The sequence below is a fragment of the Streptomyces coacervatus genome, from assembly GCF_029223485.1.
Classification (GTDB): domain Bacteria; phylum Actinomycetota; class Actinomycetes; order Streptomycetales; family Streptomycetaceae; genus Streptomyces; species Streptomyces coacervatus.
In genome coordinates this window covers 58653-78803 of the sequence record NZ_JARHTP010000009.1, presented here as the reverse complement: position 1 = coordinate 78803, position 20151 = coordinate 58653, and the positions used below count along the sequence as shown (strand labels likewise).

Below are 20151 nucleotides of genomic sequence, written 5' to 3'. Positions count from 1 at the left end.
GCCTCACCGGACGGCCGGCGGCCGCGCGGCGACGCGCGCCGGTGTGTACAGGTGCTCGCCGACGCGTTTGACCAGTCGTGCCATCTCGTAGGCCACCAGGCCGATGTCGGCGGTCACGGCGGTGAGCAGGGCGAGGCAGGAGCCCTCGCCCGCGGCGGCCACGAACAGGAAGCCGTCGTCCATCTCCACCATGGTCTGGCGGACACCGCCGGCGCCGAAGTGCCGGCCCGCGCCCTTGGCCAGGCTGTGAAACCCGGAGGCCACGGCGGCGAGGTGTTCCGCGTCCTCGCGCCGCAGGTCGGTCGACGCGCCCACGGCGAGTCCGTCGTTGGAGAGCACCACGGCGTGCCGTACCTCGCTCACGCGCAGCACCAAGTCGTCCAGCAGCCAGTCGAGTTCGCCGGATCGCCGGTCGGCCCTCATGCTCGGGTCCTGGATCATGCGCGGTCTCCTTCGCTGCTGTCGGTGCGCGGTGTGGGATCCGGTCCCGCGCCGCGGCCGGGTTGCCTGCCGCCGCCGCGCGTCCAGCCGTCGCGGTAGGCCGCCATGCGGTCCCGCACGGTCTCGGGGGTGCGCCGGTCGTCGTGGGGGGAGGCCGGTGTCCGGTCCGGCTCCTCGGCGCGCCGTTCGCGCAGTTGGGGGGCGAGACTTGCCTGGCGTACGCGGCGGGGCAGGTCGTCGGTCTCTTCGGTGTCCTCCGGGGGACGGTGCAGGCGCAAGGTGGTCACTCCGGGGGGTGGGGTGTCGGGCGTCGTCTCCACCGCGGCCGGTGCGTGGGCCACCAGCGCGGGCCGCTCGGTCGTCGCCGGGACGGACTCCTGCTGCGGGGTGGCGCCGGGCACGCGCGCGTACTCGCGTTCCGTCGGCCGCCGCAACTCCGCCGTCTCGCTGGGGGAACGTTCCGCCGCGCCGCCGTGCAACAGGGCCGTGGGCAGCAGGACGACAGCGGTGGTGCCTCCGTAGGGGGAGGTGCGCAGGTGCACCTTGATTCCGTGGCGGGCCGCGAGTCGGCTGACCACGAAGAGGCCGAGCCGGTCGCTGTCGAAGAGGTCGAGCGCCTCGGACTGTTCGATGCGGCGGTTGGCCTCGGCGAGGGTCTCCGTGCCCATGCCCAGGCCCCGGTCCTCGACCTCGACGACGTAGCCGTTGCCGACGGGTTCGCCGGTGATGCGCACGCGCGTGTGGGGCGGCGAGAACTGGGCCGCATTCTCGACGATCTCGGCCAAGAGGTGCGTGAGGTCGGCGACGGCCGAGCCGATGACGGAGGCCCCGGGGAGCTGTCGTACCTCCACGCGCGCGTAGTCCTCGACTTCGGACACGGCCGCGCGCACCACGTTGGTCAGCGAGACCGGCATGCGCCAGGCCCGGCCGGGTGCCGCTCCGGAGAGGATGATCAGGCTCTCGGCGTGGCGCCGCATTCGGGTGGTGAGGTGGTCGAGCCGGAAGAGGTCACTGAGCTCGTTCGGGTCGTCGGAGCGGCGTTCCATGCTGTCGAGGAGGCTGAGTTGGCGGTGGACGAGGACCTGGCTGCGGCGGGCGAGGTTGACGAAAACCCCGGAGATGCCGCTGGCGAGTTCGGCGCGCTCGACGGCGGCCCGCAGGGCGGCGCGGTGGACGGTGCCCAGGGCCTCGGCGACCTGTCCGGCCTCGTCCTCGGCGGGCGGTCCGGGCGGGGCCTCGGCCTGGATGTCGATCTCCTCGCCGGCGCGCAGCTTCCGCATGGCCTCGGGGAGGTTGCGGCGGGCGATCTCCAGGGCGCTGTTGCGCAGGTTCACCAGCTCGACGACGAGGCCGCGTCCGATGCGCACCGAGATGACGAGCGATGCGGCGACCGCGGCGAGGCCGAGGAGCACTGCGGCGCCGGCCGGGGTGAGCAGGCCGCGCGTGAACGGGTCGGCGCGGTGTGCGACGCCGCGCCCGGCGTCCTGCGCGATCGTCCGCATGCCGTCCTGCACGCGCGTGTGCGTCGTGTTCCAGGTCGCTTCCGGCGCCGCGGCGATCGCCCGCCCGCCCGGGGTGGCGGCGAGGATCCGGTTCTCAGTACTGCCCAGGGTCGCGTAGGCGCTGCCGTCGGCGAGGTTGTGCCAGGCGGTGCGCTCGGGGCCGCTCAGGTCGGCGACGGCGGCCTCGGTGAGGGTGCGGCGGGTGTCGACGGCGCCGGTGAACAGCCGCAGCCGCTCGCCGCTGAGGCCACCGGTCGGGCGGGCGCCGGCCAGCACCGTGTCCTCCTGGGCCAGTGCCTCGCCCGCGCGGGAGAATTCGAGCAGCACGCGCGCGTCGGAGCCGAGTTCGGCGTCCTGGATGCCGGTGAGCGCGCCGCCCACCGCGAAGGCGGTGTCGATGGTCTTGGTGTACTGCCCGTACGTCATGTCCCAGTCCGCGCCACGGTCGAGCACCGCGGTGCGCAGGGAGTGCAGTTGCTCGGCACCGGCCACGAAGGTCTCGAGCCGCTGGGCCACTCCGGCGGGCAGTTCCTCACTGTCGGCGACGGTGCGGTCGTCCCCGAGCCGCAGCTCCGCCACCGCCTGGTCGGTGCGTTCCGCGAGCCTCTTGTAGTCGCCGCTCTGCCCGGCCGACGGGTCGGTCGCATAGCGCACCGCGGCCGTGCGCTCGGCCTGCAGCGCCGCGACGGCCGTGGCGACAGGGGTGCGGATCTGGGAGTCGACGCGCTGCAACTGCCGTAGCCGGGAGACGTCCTGGGCGGTGCTGACGGTGGCGTACGCCCACAGAGCCAGCAGCGAGACGACCGGGACCATCAGCAGGCAGACGATCTTGGCGCGGACGGTGCGCGGGCGGATCCGCCAGCGGCCCCCGGGCGCGGGTGCATCGGCCGGTACCGCTCCGGCGGGCTCGTCCGGTGCCTCGTCGGCGGGCTGTCCCGCGTGGGCGCGGCGGCCGCGGGCGGGAGGCGGGGGCGGCGGCTCGGCGCCGGGGCTGGGGGTCCTACGGGGTGTACGCATGGCCTCCTCGCTCGGGAGTGGTTCGGGGGCGGGCCGGGCCGTCACTAGGGGGCGACCGCGCTCTCGACAGGCCGCTGGGCCGAGGCGGATGCCTCGCGCTCCCCGGTCGTCGGCGACAGCGCGACAAACGCGGAGGTCAGGAACAGGTAGGAGCCGAGGCCGACGGCGAGGGGGAAGATGAACTGCATCGCCGTGGCCCCGGGCAGCGCCTGGCCGGAGGGTGTGACACGGACGCTCACCGCGAACATGGCGGTGTAGTGCATGCTGCTCACCGCGGCCCCCATGATCAGCGAGGCGATGGTGACGGCGATGGGCGACTTGATGTTGAGCCCCGCCCACAGGGCCGCCGTCGCCGCGACGACGGCGATCAGGACGGAGAGTGCGACGAGCGCCGGGTCGTAGCCGACGTGGCCGTGCAGCCGGACCGCCGCCATGCCCAGGTAGTGCATGCTCGCGACGCCGAGCCCGGTGGTGAGTCCGCCGAGGAACAGCGCGCGGGTGCGGTCACGGCTGTAGCCGACCGCGAAGATGCCGGCACAGACGACGATCATGGCGACGAGCAGGCTCACGATGGTGAGCGGCACGTCGTAGCGGATGTCGGTGCCGCTGACGCCGAAGCCGAGCATGGCCACGAAGTGCATGGTCCAGATGCCGGTGCCGATCGCGGAGGCCGCGGTGATGAGCCAGTTGCGGCGCGAGCGTCCGGTGGCACCGAGCGCGCGGACCGTGCAGCGCAGTCCCAGCGCGGAGCCTATGCAGGCCATCACGTACGACAGCACGGGGGTCAGCCAGCCGAAGGTGGCGTGGTCCAGGTGTCCCATGGCTCCGGGACGCTAGTCCGGATAGGGGCGCACAAAGGGCGCGCATTTCGAAAGCTGTTGGAATATGACGCAGAGAGGTACTTGAACGATCGCGCCTCGCTCGAACGTGTGCGCAACAGCGTCATCCGTGTCGGTGAGGGATCATGCGGAACATGAGCGACGACCACACACATGTCCAGGAGTTCTTCGGTGCCCGGGCCGCCGACTGGGACAGCCGGTTCCCCGACGACGGGCCCGCCTACGCCGCCGCGGTCGCCGATCTCGGGCTGCGCGAGGGCGACCGGGTGCTCGACGCGGGCTGCGGCACCGGGCGGGCCCTGACACCGCTGCGTGCCGCCGTGGGGCCCTCTGGAGTGGTCGTCGGCGCCGATCTGACTCCGGCGATGCTCCAGGCCGCCGTACGGGCCGGAAGGGGCCGCGACGGGCAGCTGCTGCTCGCCGACGTCGCGGCGCTGCCACTGCGGTCGCAGTCCCTCGACTCGGTGTTCGCCGCCGGTCTCATCGCGCATCTGTCCCAACCGGCCGAGAATCTACGGGAGTTGGCCCGCGTGGTCCGCCCCGGCGGCACGCTGGCGCTGTTCCACCCCATCGGCCGGGCGGCGCTGGCGGCACGCCAGGGTCGCCGGATCACCCCGGAGGACCTGCGCGCGGAGCCCAACCTCCGCCCACTGCTGGCCGGTTCTGGCTGGCGGATGACCTCGTACGTCGACGAGGACGCCCGTTTCCTGGCACTGGCCGTACGGGAGGGCTGACGGCTCACCAGCGGCCCGCGACCGCCGCCGCAAAGGCGTCGGGGTCGTCGAACATGACGTTGTGGCCCGCACCGGCCACCGTCACCACGCGCACACATGCTGCGCATGACGGGCTCCGAGCCGCGCCTCAAACCGACGGCCGAGCGGTGCAGTGCGCGCGGGTCGGCCGGCCGCATGGTCGCCGCCCACAAGGGGCCGACGTTCTCCAGCACGCGCGCGTGGGCGCCGTCGACGAACTCGCCCTCCTCATAGGAGGCGATGCGGCTGCTGCCCGCGGTGGGCGGCGGGAAGGCGTCGAGGTTGGCCTCCGTGAGGACCAGCCGGGAGACCAGGCCGGGCCGCCGGTGGGCGAGCACGATGGCGACGGCGCCGCCCATGCTGTGCGCCACCAGCTCGGAGCCCGTCAGGCCCGCCGAGTCCAGGGCGGCGGCCAGTGCGTCGGCGTGCTCCCGGAGCGTGTGGCCGAAGTGTTCGGGGCGGTCGCTGATGCCGTGCCCGGGCAGATCGACGAACAGGCTGCGCCGGCCCGCGAGTTCGGGACGCGCGGCGATGGGCGCGTGGTACACGGCCGAGACCGAGCCCAGTCCGTGCACGTACACGCGCGGGTTCCTCGCCGGGCGCCTCCGTCCGGCGGATGCAGCTCCCCTTTCCGTCGAACTCGGCCTGGTTCATTGCGTTCTCCCTCACGGCAGCGCGGTAACCCCCGCCCGAGCCCACGTTCTGACGCTCGCCGAGGGCGGGCAGACGCACACTGCGCCGACGGCTCGCCGACCCGACCGGCGCGGCATGACGGACGAGAACCGCTGGTTCACGGTGCTCGCCTTCCTCGCGAGGCCGACCGCCTTCTTCAGGACTCGGTTGGCCGAGCGGCAGTAGGCGCCCACCAGGCGGGTGCGCAAGCCACCGCGGCGTCGACCAGTTCGTCCTTGGTGATCGTCGGGTCGCCGAGCCAGGCCCGGATCGCGCCGGCGAAGCCGTGGGCCAGGAACTGCGCGACCACCTGGTGGCTGATGCGGGGCGGACCGCCGCCTGCGGCGCGTGCCAGGAAGGTGAGGGCGTAGTCGTTGAAGTGGCGCACCAGGGCCTCGTAGACGCCGCGGTCCGCGGGATCGTCGAGGGCCTGCCGGTAGACGTCCGCGAACCGCTCCACGTGGTCGGCGACCTCCGCCGTGGCCAGACGCAGCAGCTCCGGGCCCGGGTGGCCCTCGGCCCGTCGCCTGTCCTCCATGCGGTGCCCCGCCTCGAGGTCGGCGTAGAGGACCTCGATGAGCGGGTCCAGCGGGGTGCCGTAGCGGTTGTAGAACGTCGCCCGGGTGACCCCGGCCCGCTCGGCCAGTTCGGCGACGGTGATCCGGGAGACGGGCCGCTGCGAGGCGAGCTCCACCACCGCGCTCCGCAGGGCGGCGACGGTCCGGGTGATACGTGGATCGGTCCGGCCGGTCACTGCGCCGGCCTCGCTGCAAGTGGTTGCCGAGCGGCGGATTCAGTGCTCTTATACATGTGTCAAATAGTTTCATGATGGGAGTCGCCATGTCATCCCACACCTCGATCCCGGCCCAGGAAGCCGCCGACCGGCTCGCGATCCGTGAGCTGATCGACGCCTACGCCCACTGCGCGGACCGGCGCGACGCGAAGGGGCAGATGGCGCTGTTCACCGAGGACACCCGGTTCCTGGTGTACATGGACGCCACCGCCGCCGAGCCGACCCAGGAGCTGCGCGGGCGCGAGGCCCTCGCCCCCGTCTTCGACAACCTGAACACCTACCGGGCCACCACCCACTTCAACGGCCAGAGCACCGTGTCCCTCGACGGCGACCGGGCCACCGGCGAGAGCTACTGCCTGGCCCACCACATCTCGGCCGGCGCGGACGACCGGCGCACGATCATGATCGCGTCCATCCGGTACCTCGACGAGTTCGTCAAGCAGGGCGGCGAGTGGTTCTTCGCCGAGCGGCGGCTGATGGTCGACTGGACCGAGACCCGCCCCTGCTCGCCCTGACCGGCCGGTCCCCCGCCGCCCCGGCCGCACGAACCGCAGCCAGGGAGCCGACACGATGAGGAACCAGGGCCAGGAGCCGACCCCGTCCCTACCCGGCACCCCTGCCACAAGCGGCGATGCAACGCTCCTGCAGCGGCTGCGCCGTCAGCTGTGGCAGCCGCCGCGCGCCCATGGCGAACAGCCGCAGGAGCGCGTGGTCGGCCCGCTGGAACTCTTCTACGACCTGGTCGTGGTGGTCCTGGTCGCGCAGGCCGCACACCATCTGGCGGAACACCTCACCTGGCGCGGCCTCGGCGAGTACAGCGTGGTGTTCGCACTGGTCTGGATCGCCTGGGCCAACGGGAGCCTCCACCACGAGCTGCACGGCCACGAGGACGCGCGCGGCCGCAGCACCTTCCTGCTGCAGATCCTGGTCCTCGTCCCGCTGGGGGCCTTCGTCCCCGGGGCGGGCGGCGACCATGGGCGTGCGTTCGCCGTCACGGCCGGGGTCCTGTTCGCGGTGCTGGCGGTGCTGTGGCTGCTGGCCTCACGCGGGGACAGCCCCGAATACCGCCGCTCCAGCAGGCTGTTCGTCGCCGGCACCGTCTCCTGCGCCCTCGTCCTGGGGGCGAGTGCGCTGCTTCCCGCCGATGCCCGGGTGTGGACGTGGGGCTTGCTCGATGCCGCCTATCTGGGCGGCTTCGCCGCGGTGATCGTCTCCGCCGTCCCGGCTGTGTCCGCCACGCTCACGATCACCGGCGCACTCATCGAACGGTTCGGGCTGCTCATCATCATCGTGCTGGGCGAGACGGTGACCGGTGTTGTCGCCGGGCTGGCGGCCGAGCCGATCGACGCACGCACCCTCGCCGTCGCCCTGGTCGCGGTCGTGGTCGGCTTCGGCGCCTGGTGGACCTACTTCGACTTCGCCGGCCACCGGGCCCCCAGACCTACTCCTGCGGCCACCGCGCAGTGGATGCTCGCCCATCTGCCGCTGACCGCGGCGGTGGCCGCGATGGGCGCGGCGATGGTCGGCCTCGTCGAACACGCCCACGCCGCGCGCACGCCCGCCGCCACCTCCTGGGTGCTCTGCGGTGGGGCGGCCGCCGTGCTGACCAGCACGATGGTCGCGGCCGCGAGTCTGCGCGCCTGGCGCGAGGCCGGCACCCTGTACCGCCCGCTCGCCCGCACCTGCGCCGCAACAGCCGTGGCCTGCCTCGCCCTGGGCGCCGCACGCCCGGCACCACTCGTACTCGGCCTCGCTCTGGTGGCACTGTTCGGCATCCCCTGGGGTCTCGCCGTGGCGCATCGCCTCCGCCAGGACGGTCTGCCCCACGACGACAAGGCGAGCCGAGCATCGCACTAGGAAATCGCACCGGAAAAGGCGACAGTGCGAGGCAAAGCCGGATGCCGTGTACGAGGAGTGACTGCGCGCGAGGTGCCACAACTCCCTTCCCTCAACTCTTACTTCATGTCTTGACGGAAGTGGTCCGTACCAATAGTTTCACCGGGCGACCCCACCCCCCGCGAAAGGCCGCCCCGTCATGGCCAGACCGAGTCCCCTCCCCGCATCCGCCGTTGTGGCGGTCACCGTCCTCACCCTGTCCACCGGCCTGCTCACCGCCTCCCCGGCGCAGGCCGCCACCGGCACCATCACCGGCCTGGCCGGCAAATGCCTCGACGTCGCCGGCGCCAACTCCGCCGACGGCACGGCCGTACAGCTCTACGACTGCAACGGCACCGCCGCCCAGCAGTGGACCGTCGGCAGCGACGGCACCGTCCGCGCCCTCGGCAAGTGCCTTGACGTGACCGGCAATTCGACCGCCGACGGCGCCAAGGTCCAGCTGTGGAGCTGTAGCGGCGGTGCGAACCAGAAGTGGACGGTCACCGCCGCTCACGACATAGTCAACCCGCAGGCGAACAAGTGCCTGGACGTCACCGACAACTCCTCGGCCAACGGCGCCCGCGCCCAGATCTGGAGCTGCACCGGCGCGGCCAATCAGAAGTGGACCGCGCCTGCCGCCGACGGCGGCACCACCCCGTCCGCGCCGATGGCCGTGGCGCCGTACCTCTACAACGGCTGGGGCAGCCCGCCGAACCCCACCACCATCACCAACGCGACCGGCGTGAAGTGGTTCACCCTCGCCTTCGTGCTCAGCAACGGCTACTGCAACCCGCAGTGGGACGGCGGCCGGGCCCTGACCGGCGGCGTCGACCAGCAGACCGTCAACACGGTGCGGGCAGGCGGCGGTGACATCATCCCGTCCTTCGGCGGCTACAGCGGCAACAAGCTGGAGAGCTCCTGCTCCAGTGCGGGCGAGCTGGCGGCGGCGTACCAGAAGGTCATCGACGCCTACGGGCTCAAAGCGATCGACATCGACATCGAGGCCGACGCCTACAGCAATCCGACCGTGCAGCAGCGGACGGTGGACGCGCTGAAGACGGTGAAGGCCAACAACGCAGGTCTGAAGGTGTACATCACCATCGGCACCGGGCAGAGCGGGCCGGACACGAGCCTCATCAACCGGGCTGCGTCCTCCGGGCTGACCGTGGACGCCTGGGCGATCATGCCGTTCGACTTCGGCGGCGCAGGCCAGAACATGGGCAACCTCACCGTGCAGGCCGCCGAGGGACTCAAGTCGGCACTCAAGAGCGCCTACGGCTACGGCGACGACCAGGCCTACCGGGACATGGGCATCTCGTCGATGAACGGGATCACCGACAACAACGAGACCGTCACCGTCGCCGACTTCCGGACCATCCTCGGCTACGCCCAGCAACACCACCTGGCGCGCCTGACCTTCTGGTCCGCCAACCGCGACCGGCCCTGCACCGGCGGCCCCGCCGACAGCTGCTCCGGCGTCAGCCAGTCCGACTGGGACTACACCCGCGTCTTCGCCGCCTACACCGGCTGATCCCGCCGGCCCACCCCCCGCCCCCGGCAAGGAGAACCCATGCCTTCCCTACCCCGCCGCGGCAGATCCGCCGCGGCCGCACTGGTGGCCGTAACGGCCGCGTCCCTGCTCACCGGCGCCCCCGCACGAGCCGCAACCTCCGCTCTGCCGACGGGCTTTGCGACCGTCATGAACGCCGCGAGCGGCCGATGCCTCGACGCCAAGGCGGCCGCCACCGCCAACGGCACCGTCGTGCAGCAGTACAGCTGCAACGGCACCGCTGCCCAGCAGTGGAGCTTCACCGCCACCAGTGACGGATACGTCCGGATCAACAACGGCAACGACACCAATCAGGTCGTGGACGTCGCCGACGTCTCCACCGCCGACAACGCGCAGGTCCACCTGTGGGGTTACGGCGGCGGCGCCAACCAGCAGTGGCTGCCTGTGGACGACGGCGGCGGTGCCTATCACTTCGTCAACCGCAACAGCGGCAAGTGCCTGGACGACCCCGGCGCATCGATCGCGGACAGCGTGCAGTTCGTGCAGTACACCTGCAACGGCACCGCCGCCCAGCGCTTCCAGGTGATCCCCGTGACCCAGTCGGCCGCGGACCCCGACCTCGGTCCGAACGTGGTCGTCTTCGACCCCTCGATGTCCTCGTCGACGATCCAGAGCAAGCTCAACACCATCTTCCAGCAGCAGGAGACCAACCAGTTCGGCTCCCAGCGCTACGCCGTGCTGTTCAAGCCCGGCGCCTACAGCGCGGACGTCAACGTCGGTTTCTACACACAGGTGTTGGGGCTCGGCCAGTCGCCCGACGCCGTCACCATCAACGGCGCGGTGCATGCCGAGGCCGACTGGTTCCAGGGCAATGCCACCCAGAACTTCTGGCGCGGCGCGGAGAACCTGTCGGTCAACCCGACCGGCGGCAGCGACCGTTGGGCGGTCTCGCAGGCGGCGCCGTATCGCCGGATGCATCTGCGCGGCAACCTCGCTCTGGACGACGGCGGCTGGTCCAGCGGTGGTCTCATCGCCGACAGCAGGATCGACGGCCAGGTCAACTCCGGTTCGCAGCAACAGTGGTTGACCCGCAACTCCCAGCTCGGCAGCTGGACCGGCTCCAACTGGAACATGGTCTTCACCGGCAGCACGGGCGTCCCCGCCACCAGCTTCCCGAGCCCGCCGTACACCACGGTCGCCCAGAGCCCGGTCTCCCGTGAGAAGCCGTTCCTGTACGTCGACGGCAATGGCGCCTACCAGGTGTTCGTGCCGTCCGTGCGGTCCAACTCCTCGGGAACCAGCTGGGCGAACGGCACATCGGGCAGCTCGCTCTCGCTCGACTCGTTCTACGTCGTCAAGCCGGGCGCGACCGCCTCCCAGATCAACTCCGCGCTCGCCGCGGGCAAGAACCTCCTGGTCACCCCAGGTGTCTACCACCTCGACCAGACGCTTCAGGTCAATCGCGCGGACACGGTCGTCCTCGGCCTGGGCCTGGCCACCTTCGTGCCGGACAACGGCGTCACCGCGATGAAGGTCGCCGACGTCGACGGTGTGAAGATCGCGGGCCTGCTGTTCGACGCCGGCACCACCAACTCGCCGTCACTGCTGGAGGTCGGGCCGAACGGCTCCGCCGCCTCCCACACGGCCGACCCGACCTCCCTCCACGACGTCTACTTCCGCATCGGCGGCGCGGGCGTCGGCAAGGCGACCACGAGCCTCGTCGTCAACAGCGACAACGTCATCGGCGACCACATGTGGATCTGGCGCGCCGACCACGGCAGCGGCGTGGGCTGGACCAGCAACACCGCGGACACCGGAATGATCGTCAACGGCGACGACGTCACCATGTACGGCCTGTTCGTGGAGCACTTCCAGAAGTACCAGACCGTCTGGAACGGCAACGGCGGCCGCACCTACTTCTTCCAGAACGAGATGCCGTACGACCCACCGAACCAGTCCGCCTGGATGAACGGCTCCACCCAGGGCTACGCCGCCTACAAGGTCGCCGACTCGGTCACCAGCCACCAGGCCTACGGCCTCGGCAGCTACTGCTACTTCAACGTCAACCCCGGTGTCGTCGCCGCGCACGCCATCGAGGCGCCGAACAACTCGGGCGTCCGCTTCACCAGCATGGTGACGGTGTCCCTCGGCGGCACCGGCACGATCAGCCACGTCATCAACAACACCGGAGGGCCGTCCAACTCCTCCACCAACGTGGCCAACCTGACCAGCTATCCGTAGGAGTTGACGTGCGCAATCCACTGCCTCCGGCAAGACGAACCCGCAGGACGGCACTTGCCGCCGTCCTCGGCGCACTGGCTCTGGTCGTGGCCCTCCCGGCCCAGGCCAACGCCGATGTGCTGACACTGCTGCCCCAGAACGCCGACGGCCTGGAGCAGACCTTCTCCCCCGCCTACGACTACGACGGCGACGGCTGCTACGCCACCGCCGCCATCGGCGCCGACGGCACCATCAACCCCGGCCTGAAGCTGGGCGGCGACGTCAACGGCCACTGCCACGACTACGCCCAACTGGCCAACGCCAACACCTACTCCCGCGAGAAGTGCAACAACGGCTGGTGCGCCGTGATGTACGCCAGCTACTTCGAGAAGGACCAGGCCACGCTCGGTCCTGCGGCCATCGGGCACCGGCACGACTGGGAGCACGTGGTCGTGTGGATCAGCAACAACCAGGTGCAGTACGTGTCCGTGTCGCAGCACAGCAGCTATCAGGTGGCGGCCGCCTCGGCCGTCCGCTTCGACGGCACCCACCCGAAGATCGTCTACCACAAGGACGGCGTCTCGACCCACGACTTCCGCTTCGCCAACACCAACGACGAGCCGCCCGAGAACGCCACGGGCGGCTGGTTCTACCCGCGGCTGGTCGGCTGGAACGGCTATCCGGCCGGCTATCGCGACAAGCTTCTGAGCGCGGACTTCGGCGCTGCCACGATCAAGATCAAGGACGGTGACTTCGCATACGCCCTCGCCCATTCCATGCCGTCGGGCATCCCCTTCGACCCGAACGCCTGACGCCACCTGCCTGACGCCGCCCAGCAGTTCGGCCACAGTGGGCGGCTGCGCTCCACGAGGGCGGACGCCCCTGGCATCAACGGCGGTACCCGCCACCCGAGCTGGGAGGCCCTGCCACACCCCGGAACACCGCTCCCCGGCACAGCACGGCCTGCCGCCCGACGCGCCTGACGAGGACGCTGGACACCGTCCCGGAAGGCCACCTCGCGCAGGAGAAACCCGTGTCCAGTCCCGTCGCGTCCACTCTACGATCACCCCGCACGGACCCGGGCCGCGCAAGCGGTGCCGGGGCCCGGTGGGCGCTGGCGGCCGCACTGCTCGGCTTCTTCGTGATGACGCTCGACGCACTGATCGTCAACGTCGCCCTGCCCGGGATCGGCCGCGACTTCGACAGCACCATCACGGAGCTGCTGGGGGTACCCCCTCTGGGGGAGGGTGGTCGACGGTTACGCGTTGATGTTCGCCGCACTGCTCCTGTCGGCGGGATCCCTGACCGACCGCGTCGGCGCCCGGCAGGCGTTCGGGGCGGGGCTCGTCGTGTTCACCGCCGCCTCGGCGGCCTGCGGCTTCGCCCCGGACCTGGTGGTGCTGGTCGTGGCACGGCTGGTGCAGGGCGCGGGCGCCGCGGTGATCGTGCCGGCCTCGCTGGCCCTCATCCGCGAGGCGTTCCCGGACTCGGCCCAGCGGGCGCGGGCGATCTCCGTATGGGCGATGGGCGGGTTCGGCGGGCGGCGCGGCCGGCCCGGTGCTGGGCGGCGTACTGAGTGAGATCAACTGGCGGATGATCTTCTTCGTCAATCTGCTGGTGGGCCTGCTGGCTCTGTTCCTGCTGGCTCTGTTCCTGCTGACCCGCACCCGCCGTTCCCCGCGACGCGCGGACACTCCATTCGACTGGACCGGCCAGCTCACCGCGGTGGCAGCGATGGGCGGCCTGACGTACGCCGCGATCGAGGCCGGAGCGGTCGGGCTGACCGCGCCCCGGGTCCTGGTGGCGCTGCTGGTCGCTGTTGTCGCGGGCGCGGGCTTCCTCATCGCGCAGGCCCATGGCCGGAACCCGATGGTGCCGCTGCCGCTGCTCCGCGAACGCACCATGGCGATCTCGGCGTCGATCGGCTTCGCCCTCAACGTCGGCTTCTACGGCATGATCTTCCTGCTCAGCCTTGACCTGCAGCAGGAGCACGGGCTGTCACCGCTGGCCACCGGGCTCGCCTTTCTGCCGATGACCCTGCTGACCGCCTTTGTCAGTCCCACCGCCGCCTGGTCCGCCCGGAAGTTCGGCCCGCGCATGCCCGTCATCACCGGGCAGCTCGCCATGGCCACGGGACTCATGCTGCTGTGCATCCCGCGGGCTTCGGCGCCCACGTGGCTGATGGTGCTGCTGATGATCCCGGTCGGCACGGGCGGTGGTCTCGCGGTCCCGGCGGTGACCTCCCTGCTCCTCGACCGCGTTCCGGCCGAGCGCGCGGGCACGGCCAGTGGCGTCCTGAACAGCGCCCGCCAGGTCGGCGGTGCCCTCGCCGTGGCCGGGTTCGGCGCCCTGGTGGCCCGGCACGCGACCTTCTTCCACAGCCTGCGCACCCGCCGCCTGACCGCCGCCGGCCTGGTCCTCCTCACCACCGCGGCGGGCCTGCTGCTCAGGCCCGCCCCACGGCAGTGACCACCCACTGGACAGCGCCGTACGGCTCCTGACCGGCGCTCCACATGGCGAGCACGTACAGCCGGTCAGGAGCCGTCCGGCGCCGTCAGCAGGGTCAGATGGGCGAGGTCCCCGGGTGGTGGTGTCGTGACCGACCACAGTGGGGCGGGGGAACCGTCGGCGACCGCGGCCGGGGCGTCGGTCAGGTTCATGCGCTCGCGCAGGCGGCCGTAGAAGTCCATCGGGCCCAGCCGGACGGCCCGCAGGCGGCGCGGGGCGGCGTATACGCCGATCCAGTCCCCCGGGTCGAGCACGCCCCGCAGTTGGCCGTCGATGCTGACAGCGGCCGGTCCCGAACGTTCCAGGAGGCGCAGGCCGACGGGCTCGTCGGGGGCTGTGACGACCGAGCGGTCGAAGGCCATGTGCGGGGCGACCGGCGTGAAGACGAGGGCCTCCGCGCGCGGTGAGACGACGGGTCCGCCGGCGGCGAAGCTGTAGGCCGTCGAGCCGGTCGGCGTGGCGACGAGCAGCGCGTCGGCCGAGTAGGAGGCGAGGAGTCTGCCGGAGACGTAGACACCGACCGACACCTGCCGGTCCCGGACGAGCTTCTCCAGCACGATGTCGTTGAGCGCGGTGACGTCCAGCGGGATGCCCCAGTCCTTGTCGACCTCGCAGTCCGGCCGCACCTGCGGAGGCGGCAGGAGCGGCCCTCGGCCGTACTCGATGAGGGATTCCATGCCCGAGGGCACCTCCAGCCGGCGCGAGGCGCGCAGGGCGAGCAGCATGCGGCTGTCGATGTCGAAGCGGTCCTCGCGCACCGCGTCCAGGGCCGCACGGACCGCGGAGGCCGACACCTCCGTCAGGAAGCCCACCCGGCCCAGGTCGACGCCCAGGACCAGGGCGTCGTTCGCGGCGGCCAGCCGGGCGCCGCGCAGGAAGGTGCCGTCGCCGCCCAGGGTCACCACGAGGTCGGGGTCGCCCGCGGCCTCGACCTCCGCCCGGGCGCTGCGCCGCCCGCCGTCGTGCCACACGTCGATGTCGGTGCACCGCACGGCGTGTTCCGCGCACCACGCACGGACCAGGGCGGCCGCCGCCACGGCCTCCGGGCGTCCGCCGTGCACGACCAGGCCCAGCCGGTTCACTGTCACATCCGCCTCCGGACGATTTCGGTCACCAGGTGGTGGCCTCGGTGCGCAGCGCGACCCAGGTGTCACCCTTGCGGGCGTAGTCGGTGGCCAGTTGCAGCGGCCAGTTCGCCCGGGTGCCGTACACGGTCGCGTCAGTGGCGGTCCGGACGACCAGGCGGGCCGTGTCGCCGTCGATCTCGAGGGCCGTGCTCTTCTCGTCGATGGTGTGGTGGACGAACCGGCCTTGTCTCATCTGTGCCAGCCATTCTGCCTTCGGCTGCATGTATCCGGTCATGTGGGTGAGGGCGAAGCCGTCGTCGAGCAGGTCGTCCAGTGCCGAGGTGTCGCCCTCGTGCATGGCGTCCAGGCAGACGCGGTGAGCGTCGAGGATCTCCTCGCGGGCGCTCCGGGTCGGGACATGCATGGCGTCTCTCACCGGCCGAGCAGGCGCATGCCCGCCTCGTCGTGGTGGTCACCGGCGGCCGCGGGCAGCTGGTCGAGCTTCTCGATCTGCTCGGCGGTCAGGACGATGCCGTCGGCGGCGATGTTCTCCTCGACCCGCTCCACGCGCTTGGTGCCGGGGATGGGGGCGATGTCGTCGCCCTGGGCGAGCAGCCAGGCCAGGGCCACCTGCGCGGGCGTTCCGCCGACTTCATCGGCGACGGCCCTGACCTCATCGGCCAGGCGCAGGTTGTGCTGGAAGTTCTCCCCGGTGAATCGGGGGTTGTTCTTTCGCCAGTCGGTGTCGTCGAAGTCGTCGGTCGAGCGGATCTGCCCGGTGAGGAAGCCGTGCCCCAGCGGCGAGTAGGGCACGAAGCCGATTCCCAGCTCCCGCAGCAGCGGCAGCACCCCCGGCTCCGGATCACGGGTCCACAGGGAGTACTCCGACTGCAGGGCCGCCACCGGGTGGACGGCGTGGGCACGGCGGATGGTCTCCGCGCCGGCCTCGGACAGCCCGATGTGGCGGATCTTGCCCTCGGCGACCAGTTCCGCCAGGGCCGCGACGGTGTCCTCGATCGGCGTGTCCGGGTCGACTCGGTGCTGGTAGTAGAGGTCGATGCAGTCCGTGTCGAGGCGCCTGAGGGAGCCTTCGACGGCGATGCGGATGTTGGCCGGGCTGCTGTCGATGCCGCCTTCGCGCCCTGTGTGCGACATGAAGCCGAACTTCGTGGCGAGCACGACGCCTTCGCGTCGCCTCTTCAGCGCACGGCCCACGAGTTCCTCATTGGCGTAGGGCCCGTAGACCTCGGCGGTGTCGATCAACGTGACACCCAGGTCGAGTGCCCGGTGGATCGTACGGATCGACTCCGCGTCATCGGTGCCGGCCCCGGTGTAGGCGGCGGACATCGACATCGCGCCCAGACCGATACGGGAGACCTCCAGGTCTCCCAGCTTGATGTACTTCATCGTCCGCTCCTTGTCCTTCGGATTGCCGGGCCGTGCGTCAGCCTGCTGCTGATCCGCGCCGCCTGGCAGACCGCGCGGTGCCGGGGAGCGGCGTTCCAGGGTGTGACAGGGCCCCTCTGGCGACCTTCACCCTGGTCACACGGCTGCCAGACTGGATCGCATGGCACGTGAGCAGCGCAGCGGCAGAAACGGTGGCAGTGAGCTGGGGAACTATCTGCGGGCCCGCCGGGCCCGGGTCACCCCCGCCGACGTGGGTCTCCCCGAAGGTGCGGGGCTGCGCCGGACGCCGGGCCTGCGCCGGGAGGAGCTGGCCACCCTCGCCGGGGTGAGCATCGACTACTACACGCGGCTGGAGCGCGGCCGGGAGACCAACCCCAGCCCGTCGGTCGTCGCCGCCCTCGCCTCCGCCCTGCTGCTGGAGGAGGCCGAGCTGCTGCATCTGCGGGAACTCGCCGCGTGTGCCGCCCGCGGCGGAGCGGCGACGGAGCGCCCGGCCGCGGCGGCCGCACAGACCGTGGACACGGGCCTGCACCAGCTGCTGGAAGCCATGCGGCCCTGTCCCGCACACATCGTCAGCCGCACCATGGACCTGCTCGCGACCAACCCCGGCGGGCTGCGGCTGCTGGCCGGTCTGGAGGACTGGCCGGAGGGACAGCGCAACATCGTGCGCTACGTCTTCCTCCACCCCACCGCCCGCGTCCTCTTCGACGACTGGGAGAACCAGATCCGCGGCTGCGTCGCCCGGCTGCGCGCCCTCGCCGGCGTCGAACCGGACGCCCCCGACCTCACCGGCCTCGTCGACGAACTCCTCACCAAGAGCCCGGACTTCGTCCGCCTGTGGGAGCGCTACGACGTCAAGGGCCACAGCCACGGCACCAAGACCTTCCACCACCCCGAGGCCGGTACCTTCGCCTTCGGCTACCACTCGCTGCAGCCGGACGGGTGCTTCGGCCAGCGGCTGGTCGCGTACCACGCCGCCCCCGGGACACCGGAGTACGACGTGATGCTCCGGCTGGACCGGGAGCCGGTGCTCACGGATGCCACCACGCGGGTGCCCCGGCGTCACTGACCTGGTTCCTGGTCCTACGGCTTGACGAGGACCTTCAGCGCCTCGCGGTCGGCCATGGCCCGGTAGCCGTCGGGGACCTCGTCGAGGCCGACGGTGCGGTCGAAGACCCGGCCCGGTTCGATACGGCCCTCCAGGATGTCCGGCAGCAGCTCCTCGATGTAGGCGCGGGCCGGGGCGACACCGCCGGTGAGGGTGATGTTGTTCATGAACTCCGGGAATCCCAGGGGAACTTCGGGGTACTGCGGGGCGCCGACCCGGCTGATGGTGCCGCCCGGGCGGACCGCGCCGATCGACATGTGCAGGGCGGGCAGGGTGCCGACGCATTCCAGGACGGTGTGCGTGCCATGGCCGCCGGTCAGTTCGCGAACGCGCACGATGCCTTCGTCGCCACGCTCGGGCACGACGTCGGTGGCACCGAAGTCCCGGCCCAGGTCGGTACGGTCCTTGTGCCGGCCCATGAGGATGACCCGCTCGGCGCCGAGCCGCCTGGCCGCGAGGACGGCGGACAGGCCGACCGCACCGTCACCGACGACCGTCACGGTCGAGCGGGGGCCGACCCCGGCGGTGACCGCGCAGTGGTGGCCGGTGCAGAAGACGTCGGACAGGGTCAGCAGGGACGTCAGCAGGGCGGAGTCCTCACCGACCGGCAGCTTCACCAGCGTGCCCTGGGCCTGCGGGACACGCGCCGCCTCGCCCTGGCCACCGTCGAGGCCGTCCCGCGCCCACAGCCCGCCGTGCAGACAGGAGGTGTGCAGGCCCTCGCGGCAGAACTCACAGGTGTTGTCGGACCAGACGAACGGCGCGAGCACCAGGTCGCCCGCCTGCAGCGCAGAGACGTCCGAGCCGGTCTCCTCGACGACGCCGAGGAACTCGTGGCCCATGCGCTCGCCGTGCTCGGCCGCGGGCATCGACGCGTAGGGCCACAGGTCGCTGCCGCAGACGCAGGACCGCAGCACGCGCACGATCGCGTCGGTCGGCTGCTGGATCTTCGGGTCCGGGACGTTCTCGACGCGGACGTCACCGGCGCCGTACATGAGTGTTGCTCGCATGTTCGCTTTCCCGTTTCGGGCCGTCTTGGGGTCGTCTTGGAGTCGTCGGAGGGGGCGTCAGCGGGTGCGGCTGCGCGGCGCGCCGTACTCCGCGTCGTCGACCTTCTCCAGCCAGGTGGTCTCCGGTCCGCCGTCCGGGCCGGTGCCCTCCCACAGCGCGAGGTGGGTCATGAAGCGGTCGGAGGTGGCGCCGTGCCAGTGCTCCTCACCCGGCGGGGTGTGGATCGTGTCGCCGGGGTGCGCCTCGATGACGGTGCCGTCCCGGGTGCCGATGAGTGCGACGCCCGAGACGATGTGCAGGGTCTGGCCCCTGGCGTGGGAGTGCCAGTCGGTGCGGGCGCACGGGGAGAAGCGCACCATGTTGGCGCGTATCCGGGAGGGTTCTTCGCCTGCGTGGATGACGTCGAACCAGACGTCGCCGGTGAACCAGTCGGCGGGTGCCTTGGTGGTGGGCTGGTGCTTGAGGAGTTCCATGGTCTTCTTTCCGAGGGTTCTCAGTCCGGGATGCGGGGCGTCCGCCCGGCCGGGCCCGGCTTCTCGACGATGGCCTTGAGCCGGCTGACCGCGCTCATGGCGCTGGGCCATCCGGCGTAGATCGGACCGCGGAGCGGACGTTGTGGCCGTCAAGGGCCGGCCGGCGTCCTGAGGGCATCCAGGTCGTCGCGGACTCGCTGGGGCTCCTGCGCCGGCGGCATGTTGGCTTCGTCCCGGACCGCGTCCAGGGCGCCGGGCGCGTCCTCGTCCAGCGCGGCGAAGAGCTGGGTCAAGTCGCCGGGCGCGGGGCCGTGTTCTGCGATCAGCTCGAAGGTACGGCGCGCCGCCTCCGGAGCGGTGACGGCCGCCACCAGCACCTGGGCGATCCGGCGGCGCGAGACGGCACCGTCGGCGGGGCTGCCGGAGCGCCGGGTATCGCCCTGCAGGAAAACGGGGCGCTGCTCGTCGGGGCAGTTCATGTCGAACCAGCCCGGACGCACGATCGTGTAAGGCAGGCCGCTGACGCGGACCAGGCGCTCGGAGCGGCGCTTCCACTCGAGCAGATGGTTGTACGCGCTGCTGCGGGCGGTGACGCCGATGGCGGTCATCAGCACGATGCGAGGCTTCTGCTCGTGCACAGCCGCCAGGACGTTCCGCACACCGCCGTAGTCGACCGTCTCCGGCGAGGACATGGAGCCGTGTGTCAGCACGATGGCGTCGACGTCGGCCACGGCCCCGGGCAGCGTGTCGGGCTGCGTGACGTCGCCTACGGCGAGCTGCGTCTCGGCGGGGAGCAGGCGCCGGGCTTTGCCGGCGTCGCGTACCAGGGCGCGGGTGGTGTGTCCCTGCGCGACGGACTCGGCGACGACGAGGCGTCCGATGCTGCCTGTCGCGCCGACCACCAGCACGGTCATGGGAGCAGTTGTCATGGTCTTTCCTTGTGCCAGGGGTGGGGA

General features: G+C 71.5%; 19 protein-coding genes and 1 pseudogene. 9 read left to right on the top strand and 11 right to left on the bottom strand.

From position 1 onward, the window contains the following. Window positions 1-3 precede the first annotated feature (3 nt). Genes P2Q00_RS22820 through P2Q00_RS22810 form a run of 3 tightly spaced genes read right to left on the bottom strand, consistent with a single transcriptional unit; the run spans window position 4 to window position 3781 of the window. Complete coding sequence (locus P2Q00_RS22820) at window positions 4-441, bottom strand: roadblock/LC7 domain-containing protein (protein WP_275774507.1); 438 nt, start codon at window positions 439-441, stop codon at window positions 4-6. Beyond that, a complete protein-coding gene (locus tag P2Q00_RS22815; RefSeq protein WP_275774506.1) occupies window positions 438-2960 on the bottom strand; it encodes a sensor histidine kinase in 2523 nt (840 codons plus the stop codon). Before P2Q00_RS22815 ends, P2Q00_RS22820 begins: the two co-directional genes overlap by 4 nt. Before the next feature lie 44 nt (window positions 2961-3004). Continuing rightward, on the bottom strand, window positions 3005-3781 hold the full coding sequence (locus tag P2Q00_RS22810) for an MHYT domain-containing protein (RefSeq protein WP_275774505.1): 777 nt from the start codon (window positions 3779-3781) through the stop codon (window positions 3005-3007). Between the two features lie 152 nt (window positions 3782-3933). Between P2Q00_RS22810 and P2Q00_RS22805 the strand changes: the two genes are divergently transcribed. Beyond that, window positions 3934-4533 carry a class I SAM-dependent methyltransferase gene (locus P2Q00_RS22805; protein WP_275774504.1) on the top strand — a complete coding sequence of 200 codons (600 nt, stop codon included), beginning with the start codon at window positions 3934-3936 and terminating at the stop codon, window positions 4531-4533. Window positions 4534-4537: 4 nt separating this feature from the next. On the opposite strand, the pseudogene P2Q00_RS22800 reads toward P2Q00_RS22805, so the two are convergent. Beyond that, window positions 4538-5205: pseudogene (locus P2Q00_RS22800) on the bottom strand (alpha/beta fold hydrolase). 175 nt (window positions 5206-5380) lie between these two features. Then, window positions 5381-5977 carry a TetR/AcrR family transcriptional regulator gene (locus tag P2Q00_RS22795; protein ID WP_275774503.1) on the bottom strand — a complete coding sequence of 199 codons (597 nt, stop codon included), beginning with the start codon at window positions 5975-5977 and terminating at the stop codon, window positions 5381-5383. An 86-nt stretch (window positions 5978-6063) separates the two neighbouring features. Between P2Q00_RS22795 and P2Q00_RS22790 the strand changes: the two genes are divergently transcribed. The 7 genes from P2Q00_RS22790 (at window position 6064) to P2Q00_RS22760 (ending at window position 14090) form a co-directional block, all read left to right on the top strand. Next, complete coding sequence (locus P2Q00_RS22790; RefSeq protein ID WP_275774502.1) at window positions 6064-6531, top strand: nuclear transport factor 2 family protein; 468 nt, start codon at window positions 6064-6066, stop codon at window positions 6529-6531. Between the two features lie 55 nt (window positions 6532-6586). Then, complete coding sequence (locus P2Q00_RS22785) at window positions 6587-7873, top strand: low temperature requirement protein A (RefSeq protein WP_275774501.1); 1287 nt, start codon at window positions 6587-6589, stop codon at window positions 7871-7873. Between the two features lie 178 nt (window positions 7874-8051). Continuing rightward, window positions 8052-9422, top strand: coding sequence for a lectin (locus P2Q00_RS22780; RefSeq protein ID WP_275774500.1), 1371 nt, complete (start codon window positions 8052-8054; stop codon window positions 9420-9422). A gap of 39 nt (window positions 9423-9461) precedes the next feature. After that, complete coding sequence (locus P2Q00_RS22775) at window positions 9462-11642, top strand: RICIN domain-containing protein (protein WP_275774499.1); 2181 nt, start codon at window positions 9462-9464, stop codon at window positions 11640-11642. Window positions 11643-11650: 8 nt separating this feature from the next. Then, window positions 11651-12433 (top strand): NPP1 family protein, encoded by a 783-nt coding sequence (locus tag P2Q00_RS22770; RefSeq protein WP_275774498.1) that lies wholly within the window; start codon window positions 11651-11653, stop codon window positions 12431-12433. 456 nt (window positions 12434-12889) lie between these two features. After that, entirely contained in the window at window positions 12890-13201 is a 312-nt protein-coding gene (locus tag P2Q00_RS22765; protein ID WP_275774808.1) for an MFS transporter, read from the top strand. A 13-nt stretch (window positions 13202-13214) separates the two neighbouring features. Then, complete coding sequence (locus tag P2Q00_RS22760; RefSeq protein ID WP_369293687.1) at window positions 13215-14090, top strand: MFS transporter; 876 nt, start codon at window positions 13215-13217, stop codon at window positions 14088-14090. A 65-nt stretch (window positions 14091-14155) separates the two neighbouring features. Here P2Q00_RS22760 and P2Q00_RS22755 read toward each other — a convergent pair whose 3' ends face one another. The 3 genes from P2Q00_RS22755 to P2Q00_RS22745 are packed head-to-tail and all read right to left on the bottom strand — an operon-like array spanning window position 14156 to window position 16603. Then, window positions 14156-15217, bottom strand: a complete 1062-nt coding sequence (locus P2Q00_RS22755; protein ID WP_275774496.1) for an NAD(+)/NADH kinase — start codon at window positions 15215-15217, stop codon at window positions 14156-14158. A 22-nt stretch (window positions 15218-15239) separates the two neighbouring features. Beyond that, window positions 15240-15620: a nuclear transport factor 2 family protein gene (locus P2Q00_RS22750; RefSeq protein WP_275774495.1), complete on the bottom strand. Its 381-nt coding sequence runs from the start codon at window positions 15618-15620 to the stop codon at window positions 15240-15242. 8 nt (window positions 15621-15628) lie between these two features. Then, the gene (locus tag P2Q00_RS22745) at window positions 15629-16603 is read right to left on the bottom strand and encodes an aldo/keto reductase (protein ID WP_275774494.1); all 975 of its coding nucleotides are present in this window, start codon (window positions 16601-16603) and stop codon (window positions 15629-15631) included. A 160-nt stretch (window positions 16604-16763) separates the two neighbouring features. Here P2Q00_RS22745 and P2Q00_RS22740 point away from each other — a divergent pair, with 160 nt between their 5' ends. Beyond that, complete coding sequence (locus tag P2Q00_RS22740; protein WP_275774493.1) at window positions 16764-17672, top strand: helix-turn-helix domain-containing protein; 909 nt, start codon at window positions 16764-16766, stop codon at window positions 17670-17672. A 14-nt stretch (window positions 17673-17686) separates the two neighbouring features. Here P2Q00_RS22740 and P2Q00_RS22735 read toward each other — a convergent pair whose 3' ends face one another. From P2Q00_RS22735 to P2Q00_RS22725, 3 genes are all read right to left on the bottom strand, one after another. Next, window positions 17687-18721, bottom strand: coding sequence for a zinc-binding dehydrogenase (locus P2Q00_RS22735; RefSeq protein ID WP_275774492.1), 1035 nt, complete (start codon window positions 18719-18721; stop codon window positions 17687-17689). Window positions 18722-18778: 57 nt separating this feature from the next. Continuing rightward, window positions 18779-19195: a (R)-mandelonitrile lyase gene (locus P2Q00_RS22730; RefSeq protein WP_275774491.1), complete on the bottom strand. Its 417-nt coding sequence runs from the start codon at window positions 19193-19195 to the stop codon at window positions 18779-18781. A 149-nt stretch (window positions 19196-19344) separates the two neighbouring features. Beyond that, window positions 19345-20124 (bottom strand): SDR family oxidoreductase, encoded by a 780-nt coding sequence (locus tag P2Q00_RS22725; protein WP_275774490.1) that lies wholly within the window; start codon window positions 20122-20124, stop codon window positions 19345-19347. Window positions 20125-20151: the final 27 nt, after the last annotated feature.

Bases quoted from the DNA above. Each gene is read 5' to 3' on its own strand.
- P2Q00_RS22815 (WP_275774506.1), bottom strand. From the start codon at position 2,960: ATGCGTACACCCCGTAGGACCCCCAGCCCCGGCGCCGAGCCGCCGCCC.
- P2Q00_RS22780 (WP_275774500.1), top strand. From the start codon at position 8,052: ATGGCCAGACCGAGTCCCCTCCCCGCATCCGCCGTTGTGGCGGTCACC.
- P2Q00_RS22810 (WP_275774505.1), bottom strand. From the start codon at position 3,781: ATGGGACACCTGGACCACGCCACCTTCGGCTGGCTGACCCCCGTGCTG.
- P2Q00_RS22760 (WP_369293687.1), top strand. From the start codon at position 13,215: ATGATCTTCTTCGTCAATCTGCTGGTGGGCCTGCTGGCTCTGTTCCTG.
- P2Q00_RS22745 (WP_275774494.1), bottom strand. From the start codon at position 16,603: ATGAAGTACATCAAGCTGGGAGACCTGGAGGTCTCCCGTATCGGTCTG.
- P2Q00_RS22735 (WP_275774492.1), bottom strand. From the start codon at position 18,721: ATGCGAGCAACACTCATGTACGGCGCCGGTGACGTCCGCGTCGAGAAC.
- P2Q00_RS22790 (WP_275774502.1), top strand. From the start codon at position 6,064: ATGTCATCCCACACCTCGATCCCGGCCCAGGAAGCCGCCGACCGGCTC.
- P2Q00_RS22765 (WP_275774808.1), top strand. From the start codon at position 12,890: ATGTTCGCCGCACTGCTCCTGTCGGCGGGATCCCTGACCGACCGCGTC.
- P2Q00_RS22740 (WP_275774493.1), top strand. From the start codon at position 16,764: ATGGCACGTGAGCAGCGCAGCGGCAGAAACGGTGGCAGTGAGCTGGGG.
- P2Q00_RS22730 (WP_275774491.1), bottom strand. From the start codon at position 19,195: ATGGAACTCCTCAAGCACCAGCCCACCACCAAGGCACCCGCCGACTGG.
- P2Q00_RS22775 (WP_275774499.1), top strand. From the start codon at position 9,462: ATGCCTTCCCTACCCCGCCGCGGCAGATCCGCCGCGGCCGCACTGGTG.
- P2Q00_RS22725 (WP_275774490.1), bottom strand. From the start codon at position 20,124: ATGACAACTGCTCCCATGACCGTGCTGGTGGTCGGCGCGACAGGCAGC.
- P2Q00_RS22805 (WP_275774504.1), top strand. From the start codon at position 3,934: ATGAGCGACGACCACACACATGTCCAGGAGTTCTTCGGTGCCCGGGCC.
- P2Q00_RS22820 (WP_275774507.1), bottom strand. From the start codon at position 441: ATGATCCAGGACCCGAGCATGAGGGCCGACCGGCGATCCGGCGAACTC.
- P2Q00_RS22785 (WP_275774501.1), top strand. From the start codon at position 6,587: ATGAGGAACCAGGGCCAGGAGCCGACCCCGTCCCTACCCGGCACCCCT.
- P2Q00_RS22750 (WP_275774495.1), bottom strand. From the start codon at position 15,620: ATGCATGTCCCGACCCGGAGCGCCCGCGAGGAGATCCTCGACGCTCAC.